Origin of the sequence: Methylobacterium sp. NPDC097929 (genome assembly GCF_049543375.1) — a bacterium.
Taxonomy (GTDB): domain Bacteria; phylum Pseudomonadota; class Alphaproteobacteria; order Rhizobiales; family Beijerinckiaceae; genus Methylobacterium.
Genome location: NZ_JBMVEP010000012.1, coordinates 89,026 through 91,461 on the forward strand (window position 1 = coordinate 89,026; position 2,436 = coordinate 91,461).

2 protein-coding genes are annotated in these 2,436 nt (G+C 71.5%); both read right to left on the minus strand.

Going from position 1 to position 2,436, the window contains the following annotated elements:
* Positions 1-2: 2 nt before the first annotated feature.
* Complete coding sequence (locus ACPCJR_RS21875; protein ID WP_391514926.1) at positions 3-740, minus strand: efflux RND transporter periplasmic adaptor subunit; 738 nt, start codon at positions 738-740, stop codon at positions 3-5.
* Positions 737-2,362 carry a TolC family protein gene (locus ACPCJR_RS21880; RefSeq protein WP_391514924.1) on the minus strand — a complete coding sequence of 542 codons (1,626 nt, stop codon included), beginning with the start codon at positions 2,360-2,362 and terminating at the stop codon, positions 737-739. The genes ACPCJR_RS21875 and ACPCJR_RS21880 overlap by 4 nt, the downstream gene beginning before the upstream one ends.
* Between the last annotated feature and the right edge of the window lie 74 nt (positions 2,363-2,436).

Sequence of the window (2,436 nt, forward strand, 5' to 3'; positions counted from 1 at the left end):
CCTCACCGCGCCGCCGTCGCGCCGGGGAAGATCGCGGTGCCGCTCATTCCGGGGAGGAGATCCTCCGCGCCCTCGATCCGCCCCAGGATCTCGACCGACTGGCTCGCCGGATCGACCCGGCCCGAGACCGCCGCGACCGAGGCGCGGTAGCTGCGCCCGGTCTCGTCCACCCGGATCGTGAAGCGGTCGCCGACCTTGAGCCGCGGCAGCCAGGCCGAGGGCACGATCGTCGTGAGGCGCAACGGCCCGTCGCTGACGATCGAGAGGAGCGGCCGGTCGGCGGCCACCACCTCGTGGGCATTGGCGTGGCGCTTGGCGACGCGGCCGGCGAACGGCGCCTTCAGGACGCAGTGGTTGACGGCGTTTCGCGCCTCCGCGAGCTCTCCCTCTGCCTTCTGGGCGTCGGCGGTGGCGAGTTCGACCTCGAGGGCGCCGACCGCCCCGAGCTTGACGAGGCGCTGCTTCGAGGCGAGTCGGGCCAGCGCCCCCTTGTGCACGCCGCCCGCCGCGGTGAGCCGTGCTTCGCGCAGGGAGCAGTCGAAGCGCACCAGCACTTGGTCGGCGGCGAAGCGGTCGCCGAGATCGACCTCGAGGCGTTCGAGCAGGAGCGGGCCGTCCGACGTCAGCGTCGCCTCCCGCTCGGGCAGGATCATGGCGCGCACCTCCTGTGCCCGCGCTTCGCCGAGAAGCGCGAGGAGCAGAGATGGAACGAGGATCGCGAGACGATGATGCCGTCTCATTCCGTCACCGTCGCGCTCGGCGCCACGCTCGCCGTCGTTTCGGCGCTTGCCTCCCGGCGGCGGGCCGGCGCGGCGGCCTCGGGCGCCGGGGCGGTGCCGCTGTCTTCCCGAGGGCGGACCGAGCCCGTGGTGATGGTGCGGCGGGCCTCGCGCGCCTCGGCCAGGTGCCGGCTGAGGCGTTCGGTCAGGCCGCGCTCCACGAAGTCTCGGAGCGATGCGGTGAGCGCCGGCAGATCGCCCTCACGCTCGCCGTCGAAATTGTCGATGCCCAGCGAGGTCACCACCGTCGCATAGGCCTCCTGAAGCTCGGCATAGGTGTAGTAGTAGTCGAGGGAGGCGAGCGCGTGGGCGGCCCGGGCCTCGATCAAACCGGCCTCGCCGGCGGTGGTCGCCTCCTTGTTGGCCCGCATGGTGGTGAGCGCGCGGGCCTCGTTCTGCAGGATGCGGTTGGCGAGTGCGAAGTCGCGGAGCTTCGTGCCGTAGGCGCGCGTGGCGAGGTGCACCTGGGTGATGACGGAGAGCGTCATCGCCTTGCGCTGGGTCTCGATCAGGACTTGCTTGGTCTCGTTCTGCTCCAGGCGCGCGGGCAGGCTGATGAACTGCGTCAGTTGCAGGGAGAGACGGGCCCCGAGGTCGAGCCAGTTGTTGTTATAGAGGTAGCGGTTCGTGTCGGCGCTGTAGCCCGTGTCGATGCGCAGGCCGGGCATCGTCGAGAGGATCTCGATCTGGCGTTCGAGCGCGGCGATGCGCAGCTTGTAATCGTGCTCGTACAGTTCGGGTCGGTACATCAGCGCGACGGTGCGCAGGCCCTCGGCGTCGCCCGGGAGCTTCGGCGGGGTCAGCGTCTCGTGGCTGCCCAGCCGCAAGGGCGTGGCGGGATCGACGCTGATGAGCGCCGCGAGTTCGGCCCGCGACAGCGCCATCAGCTCCTGGCGGCGCTCGATCTCACGCAGCGTGCGCAGCATCCGGCGCTCGTAGTCGAGGGCGATCTCGGGCGTCAGGTCGCCCCGGGCCTGCGCTTGGTGCGCGGCGCGGATAGCGGCGTTGGCGGCATCCGCAATGGCCGGCAATTGGGCGCCGATGCGCTCGGCGGCGTAGGCGCGCCAGTAGGCCCGGCGCGTGTCGGCGAGGATGCGGGCGGTGGTCTTGCGCTCGACCTCGCGCGCGAGCCAGACGGCGTTGCCGTCCTGCTGCATCTTCACGTAGCTCACGCCGAAATCGAGGGTGCTCCACAGCACCCGGGCATCGGCGACGCCGCGGTTGCGTTCCAGCGAGGTCGAGGGTTCGAGGGACTGGCGGCCCGTCAGCAGCGACTGGCTCGACGAGCCGGCCTGGTTGCTGCGGCCGAGATAGCCCCCGCCGATGCTGGCATCGGGCAGGAGCTTGTACTTGGCGAGGTCGAACTCGCCGGAGGCGTAGAACTGCTCGACCAGCCGGATGCGTCGGTCGAGGTTGTAGCGCAGCGCCCGGGCCATGGCCCCGTAGAGGTTGATCCGGCCCTCGACCGGCACCTGGGCGCGGGTGATCGCGTCGAGATCCTTGAGCGCCACGTCGAGGCGCTCCGCCTCGCTCACCGGTTCGGGCAGGACGCAGCCGCCGAGGGCGCCGAGCAGCAGGGCCACCGCGACAAGTCGGCCGGGCCGCAGGGGCCGGCATCCGCCGCGGCTGTTCAGGGGAGGACGAGCGGAGCGGCGGA

What these genes read in the sequence shown, in the direction of transcription:
- ACPCJR_RS21875 (WP_391514926.1), bottom strand. Translation starts at nt 740, where the DNA reads ATGAGACGGCATCATCGTCTCGCGATCCTCGTTCCATCTCTGCTCCTC.